This window comes from Sandaracinobacteroides sayramensis, assembly GCF_022014495.1.
Taxonomy (GTDB): domain Bacteria; phylum Pseudomonadota; class Alphaproteobacteria; order Sphingomonadales; family Sphingomonadaceae; genus Sandaracinobacteroides; species Sandaracinobacteroides sayramense.
This window is the reverse complement of the sequence record NZ_JAKLSQ010000031.1, coordinates 41,994-49,795: the sequence shown is the minus strand read 5'-3', so window position 1 is coordinate 49,795 and position 7,802 is coordinate 41,994.

Genomic DNA, 7,802 nt, shown 5'->3' with positions numbered 1-7,802 from the left:
GCAGGTCAACGTCCGGTCCATCATCGCTTCCTCACTCGATATCCACGCAGGAACAGTCGAGTATACAAGACCAGCCGACGCATCGGACCTCGATTGGGAAAAGGCCCGGATCGCCGCGCGCGACCAGCGGTTCAAGGACGGGATATTCGCGCAGAATCCGACCGACCTGCACAGCTTTCCGATCACATTCAGCGACGGCGGAGTCTTCGATTACGACAGCTCCTATGCGCCGGACGAGACTTTCGAAGCCTATGACGGCGTCACCGTCGAGGCCGGCGCCCGGATCGAGGTGGCGCCGCTCGGCCAGGCGGTGCTGCTGGGCCGGAACGTCACCAACAAGGGCGCCATCCGCGCGCCGGACGGGCAGGTGCTGCTGGCCGCCGGCCGCGACATGGCGCTGTTCGACGGCGCGCAGCGGCGGGTCGTCTCGGCCACCGGATCATGGACCGACGCGGCGCTGCGCTTCCCCGGCTATGCCGCGCTGGTCACGCGCGGGGGCGAGGCGCGCAACAGCGGGATCATCGAAGCCGCGCGCGGCAATGCCTATGTCACCGGGAAGACGGTGCGGCAGGACGGGCTGATCGCGGTCACCACCGATGTCGAGCGGCCCGGCTCGATCATCCTGGACGCGAACACCGGCTATATCGGTTACTGGACCTCGGGCCACATGCGCGAGCTGATCGGCGGCGGCGTTCCCGAACGGGAGGAGTCGGACCCGATCGGTTCCGGGCGCTTCACGGGCAGCATCACTATCGGCAGCGGCAGCCATATGTCGATCCTGCCCGACGACAGCGGGCAGAAGGCGGTGGGCGACAGCTTCCGCGTCTCGAGAGTGCAGATGACCGCCGGGCAGATCACTTTCGAGGATGGATCGACCCTCTGGGCGCCGGGCGCGGACGTCTCGCTGCTGGTCAGGCCATATCAGTCCGGCAATACGGTCACCGCCAATCCGCTCGGCCGCCTCTATATCGGCAGCGGCGCGACCATCGACGTCTCCGGCCTCAACGGCATCGAGATCGAGATGGAGCAGAACAGCGTGCGCGCGGAACTGCGCGCCAACGAGCTGGCTAACAATCCCGTGGCGCGCGAGGGCTCGCTGCGGGGCGAAACGGTGTATTTCGACGCCCGCCTCGGCGGCGGCCTGGACGACAGCGAGGACAGCTTCGCCGATCTGTCCGGCTGGTACGATCTCATCGGCCGCACCGCCGACCAGTTCATGACCAGCGGCGGCAAGCTGCTGCTGTCGGCGCCGGAGATCATCGCGCGCGAGGGATCGACGATCGACCTCTCCGGCGGCAGCGTCGTCTACAATGATGGCTTCGTGCGGCGCACGCGGCTGATCGACGCCTTCGGCCGGCTGGTGCCGATCGAGCAGGCGACCGCCGGAGTCAAATATGTCGGCCTGGAAGGCGACTTCGTCGTCAACCATGAGCGCTGGGGCGTCACCGAGACGTTCCGCAACCCCTTCGCGCGGGTTTCCACCGGAAGCTGGCAGCGGGGCTACACGGAAGGCCGGTCGGCCGGGTCGCTGATCCTCGGCGTCAACCGGATGAGCAACGGCACCGACGATTTTGCCCGCATCTTCGAGGGGGAGGTGCGCGCCGGAATCGTGCAGGGGGAATATCAAACGCAAGCGCCGGCCGGCGCGGGCATCACCGACAGCACGCGCATCTGGCGCGAACGGCCGGCGCAGGGCACGCTGGTCATCTCCCGTTTCCAGAGCACCCTGCTGGGCGGAAATGTCAGCATCGCAGACCGGGCGCCGGTGCTGGGCGCGGATTTCACCGCCGATAGCGAATTGACCGCGCGCGTCGGCCTCGGCTCGCAGGTCGCCGGCCATGCCAGCTATGAGCATGTGCTGCCGACAAGCTGGTTCGACGGCGCGAATTTCGGCAATGTCACCATCTACGGCGGCGACGCCACTTCCAATGCGCTGGGGGCGCCGCTGCTGAAGGGCGGGGTGCTGACGATCGGCGAGGGCGTGACGGTCGATCTGGGCGACTATGGCAGCTTCCGCTTCATCGGCCGGCGGGCGGAGATCGACGGCACGCTTCGCGCCACGGGCGGCAGCGTGTCGCTGGAAACGCTGTGGATCCCCAGCCTCTCGGGCGACGGCAGCACATGGGCGACCATGCCGGATTCAATCCGGCCGGGCACCCGGCTGGGCGAGACCGGGGTGATCGACGTGTCCGGCCGCTGGAGCAACAACCGGCTGGAAGCGCTGAACGGCGAAGCGCTGACCGCGCCGGTGATCGACGGCGGATCGGTGCGAATCATCGGCTATGACATCAGTCTGGAGCGGGGTTCGCTGATCGACGTGTCGGGGGCGGCGCATCTGGCGACCGACGGGCGCACTCTGCAACTGGGCGATGCCGGCAGCATCCTGCTGGACACGGCCTGGGGCGCCGAACGCGGTTCGCCGGCGGACGCGGGCGCGTCCAGCGGCAGGCTGGTGCTGGACGGAACCCTGCGCGGAATCGCGCCCGGCAAGGGCGGCACCTTGCAGATCGACAGCGGGCAGGAACTGATCGTCGCCGACGACTGGGGCGATCTGGCGGCGATCGCCGGCGGCGTGCTGGAAGCGGGCACGGCGGCGCCGAAGGATCTGGTGCTGACCGGGCAACTGGTGATCGAGGCGGGCACGCCGCTGCCGGTGGATGGCGTCCAATCCAGCAACATGATTCCGCCCGATGGCGTCATTGCCGCTCGAAGCAGCTACGTCTCTTTCTACGACGAGGATAATCCGATCATCCTCGGCGATAGCTGGACCGTTCCTGACGGTCTTAGTGCCTATGATGCGAATTGGGAGTGGTATGGCTCGGGCACCGTTCTGCCAGCGGGCATGGCGCTCATCTATCTGGAAGGGAATTTCCCTGCGGGTTTCCGTCTGTCAGCCAGCATATTCCCAGATGGTCTTACCCTCAGTGGCAATGTTCCGCTGCTCCTGCCCAAGGGGGCGGTGCTGGACACGGATTACACCGTGCCTCTGGGCACGGTCATCCAGCAGGGCACGGTGCTGACCGCCGACATCGCGATCGACAATAATTTCCAGCTCGTCCGGCCGGGTCTGTTCGCTTCGGGCGATCTCGGCGGATCGCCGCACGACTGGGGCGAACTGGCGGAGATCGCCGATGGCGTGCTGAAGGCCGGCACCCCGCTCCCGCGCACGCTAAGCCTGCCCCGCGCGGTGGTGATCCCGGCCGGCGACGTGCTCCCCGCCGATGCGACCTATTATATCTCGAAGCTGGAGCCTGACACGGCTTACTCCGGTAGTCCGAATGTTAATGTCTATCGCCCGCAAGATCCATTGCATCTTCAGGACGACTGGACATTGCCGTCAGGTTGGATGGCGGCCGCTGTCGAACTGCGAGAGGACGGCCAATGGTGGGGAGCCGGATATTATTATTCGGGTTCCACGATACCGGCGGGGACGTATATCAATTCTTTCGGTGGCCAGTTGCAGCCCGGTGACAAGCTGCCGAGCGCTATCTTCCCCAATGGCTATGAATTGGGTTCGCCGCTCGCCCAAACGGCTCTCAAAGGCAGCGTGCTGGATCGCGCCGTGATCGTCGCCGCCGGCAGCACCATCGACGCCGGCACGATCTTTGCGAACGACATCGCCGTGCCGTTCGCGAGCGAGCTGCTCGGATCGAACTTCGCGCATCAGGGCTTCGCGAGCTTCGCGCTGGCGGGGTCGCGCGGCCTGACGGTCAAGTCGGATGTCACCCTCTCGCCGGAGGTGGACACGCTGGCGCTGACCGGCCGGCTGCGCGACGTGGCGACGGGCGCCGATCTCGCCGCGCTGGCGGGGGTGGCCGGTTCCGGCGTGTCGCTCCTCTCCTCGCTCGACCTGCCCGAAAGCCAGCGGCAGGCGACGCATATCGACCTGTCGACCATCCAGACCCGTCTAGGCGGCAGCAGCATGGTGCGCAACAGCATCTCCGGCCGCCCCTTCAGCCTTGCGCTTTCCAGCACCACCCGGCCCGGCAAGCTGACGATCGAGGACGGGGCGAATATCCTGCTGACGCCGGAATCGACGGTGCGGCTCGACAGCTTTGCCGACATCTATGTCGGCGGCACCATCGCGACGCCGGGCGGCGATATCACGATTGGTTCGGCCAATCCGGGATATAGCGATTCCAACAGCATCCGCATCGGCGAAGCGGCGCGGCTGCTGGCCGCCGGCTATGAACGGATCGCCTACGCCAATGGCCTCGCCATGCGCTCGGTCGCAGATGGCGGAACGATCCATCTTGGCCTGTCCAATTACGACGACAGCGGGTCGGGCATCGGCACCAGCAATGCCCGCCGCCTGCTGGTCGGCGAAGGCGCGGTGCTGGATGTGTCGGGCTTTGCCGGCGTCACCGATTTCCCCGGCGGCACGGGCCGGGCGTCGACCACCGCGGTCGAGACCCATGGCGCGGCGGGATCGGTCATCGTCCATGTCTCGGATGGCGAGGTGCGCGGCGATCTGCGCCTGAATGCGGGCGGCGAAACCGGACGCGGCGGGGCGCTGGTCGTCGTCAATGCGAGTGGAAGCGGGCGGGGGATCACCCTGCGCCAGTCGATCGACCCGGATGCGGCCCCGATCCTTGCCGATACGGTTCTGAGCCGGGACGCGATCACCATCTATGCCGACCGGATCAACGGCTCCGGCGCCGACACGCTGCTCATCCGCTCCACCAATGCAAGGGGCCTCGTCTTCGACGGGCCGGTGTCGCTGACGGCGCGCCACTCGATCGAGCTGATGTCCGACAGCTATCTGCGCACGGCCGGCGATGCGGCCGCGGTCGAGATCGCGGCGCCCTATGTGCAGTTCGGCGGCCGCCGCTTCAGCGGGGATTACGCCACCGACATCGCCGTGCCGGCCTATGACACCGATCTGGCGGGCAGCTTCACGATCAGGGCCGGGCTGATCGACCATTACGGCTTCAGCCGCTTCGACTGCGCCACCTGCGCCGACGCCGGCTTCGCGCAGGTGCAGTTCATCGCCGATGGCGACATCCGCTTTGTAGGCTCGACCGCTTCCACCACGCAGGTTCACGCCGGCCTTTCCACCGGCGGGTCGCTGCTGCTGGAGGCGGCGCAGGTCTATACCGCCAATGGCCAGGATATCGGCTGGGGCAGCGCCGACGGCAGGCATTACGACCGGGAGGACAGCGACCCCGGCGTGCTGATCCGCGCGGGCGAATCCATCACCGTGCGCGGCAATGGCAATGCCGCCCCCGTGCCGCTGCAATATCGCGCCCGGCTGACGTTGCGCGCGCCGGAGATCGTGCAGGCCGGTGTGCTGCGCGCGCCCGCCGGGCAAATCCGGCTGGAAGCGATCGACAGCCTGGATGCGGACGGAAACGCGGTGGCCGGCCGGCTCACCCTGGCGCCCGGCAGCCTGACTTCCGTATCGCTGGAAGGCGCGGTGCTTCCCGTCGGCCTGCTGGACCAGGAGCAGCGCTTCGCCGGGCTCTGGGCGCCTTCCGCCGCGCTCACGCGCCGGATCGACCTGCAAGGCGCCGATGTGACGGTCGACGCGGGGGCGGTCGTCGACGTGTCCGGCGGCGGCGACCTGATCGGCTGGAGCTTCCTGCCCGGCACGGGCGGGACGCGCAACATCCTCGCCGACAGGTCCGACAGCGGCTATTTCGCCATCCTGCCTTCCTTCGGCACCCGGCCCATGCCGCTGATCGACGGCGAGGAGACGGACAACCGGCTGACGGTGGGCGACACGGTGTGGCTGCAGAACGTGCCGGGCCTGGCGGCCGGCTACTACACCCTGCTGCCGACCGCCTATGCGATGCTGGAGGGCGGCCTGCTCGTCCGCCCGCTGGAGGGGACGCTGCGCGGCCCGGCCGCCGCGGTCCGCCTGGACGACGGGTCTGTGGTGGCGAGCGGCTATCGCGCCGTCGCCGGCACGTCTGTCCGCGATCCCTTCTGGTCCGTCTGGCAGGTGATGGATGCGCCTGCATGGCGCCAGTACAGCAGTCTTGCGACCCTGTCCTTCAACGCCGGCAAGGCGGCGCAGGCGCAGGCGGCGGGTCTCGTCGTGCGCACGCTGGCCGACGCGGGCAGCATCGGCATCAACGCCCGGCAGAGCCTCGACTTCAGCGGCAGCGGCCGTTTCGGCGCCGCCGACGGCCTGGCCGGCGAGCTGGATATATCGGGCACGAAGATCGCACTGGTCACGAACGGCGTGGCCCCCGAGGGCTATCTGCGCATCGACAGCCGCCAGATCGAGGCGCTGGGCGCGGCCAGCGTGCTGCTGGGCGGCAATCGCCCCCGCACCAGCTATCAAACGGCCGGGCATACGATCGCCACGACGGCGAGCGACCTTCTGGTCGCGCCGGGCACGCAGTACAGCGGCAATGAACTTCTGCTGGCGGCCACCGGAGAGATCGCCATCGGCGATGGCGCATCCCTGCGCGCCAGCGGCGGCGCGGCGACCAACGGTTCCACTCTGATGCTGAGCGGCGACGGCGCCTTGCTGCGGCTGTCCTCCAACGAGCGGGTGGGGCTGGTGCGCGGCGGCGCGCGGGGCGAGGGCGGCAGCCTCGCGATCGGCGATGCCGTGCGCCTGGCGACGGGCGGCGCCCTGTCGATCGACGCATCGGCGGGCTTCGACCTGTCGGCGGACGCCACCTTCGATGTCGCGCAGTTCGATCTGGCGTCGGGGCGCATCCTGCTGGGCGAGGCGCCCGAAGGCGAAGCCGGAACCGCGCTCGGCTCGGAACTGCTGGAGAAGCTGGCGCAATCGAGCGAGCTGCTGCTGCGCGGCCATGAGGCGATCGCCTTCTTCGGCGATGTCGCGCTTGGCGGGCGGCTGGCCGACGGTTCCACCAGCCTGCGCAGCCTGACGCTCGACAGCGCACGGATCGAAGGCCGGGACGCCGAGGTGGCCCTGGTCGCCGGCAGCTTCCACCTGCGCAACAGCGGCAATGCCGGCGCGGGCGGAGCGGCCGGGGATAGCCGGTTCACGCTCGACGTCGACAGCTTGCTGCTCGAAGGCGGCGGGATCGCCCTGGACGGCTTCGCGCTGCTGGGCGGCAGGGCCGGCGAGATCCGCCTGTCGAACAGCGGCGCATTGCGGGTGGCGGGCGGCGTCGACCTGGCCGTGGGCCATGTGGAAGTCGCGACGGCGGCGGACCATGCCATTCGCGCCGATGGCGATCTGGCGTTCAGGGCCGACGACGGGCAACGGCGATCGGACGGCGAGCCCGGGCTCGGGGGCCGCCTGCTGCTGGCCGGGCGCGGCGTGCTGATCGACAGCGTCGTCGAGGCGCGGGCCGGCTCGATCCATCTGGAGGCGACCGGCGGCGCGCTGCAACTGGGCGCGGCGGCGCGTCTCGACGTCTCGGGCGCGGCCAGGGACTTCCGCGACACCGCGCGCTTCGCGCCCGGCGGCTATGTGCAGCTGACGGCGAGCGGCGACATCCGCGCGCTGGAAGGATCCCGCATCGATGTCTCGGCCGATCCGCGCGGCGGGGCCGCCGGGTTCGTCGACGTCTCGGCCGGCGGCCGGGCCGCTTTCGCCGGCACGCTGTCCGCCAGCAGCGCGGCAGGGGAGGCCGGCGGCAGCTTCCTGCTCGAGGCCGAAACGACCGATTTCGCGCTGTTGAACGCCTTGCTGAATGCCGGCGATTTCCGTGCGGCGAGGGACATCCGGCTCGGGGCGCAGGATATCGTCCTGGCGTCGGGCGAGGAGATCCTGGCGCATGACGTCACCCTGGTCACGCGCGGCGGCGATGTGACCATCGCCGGGGCGATACGGGCCAATGCCGACGCCGCCGACCGCGATGGCGGCATCGTCC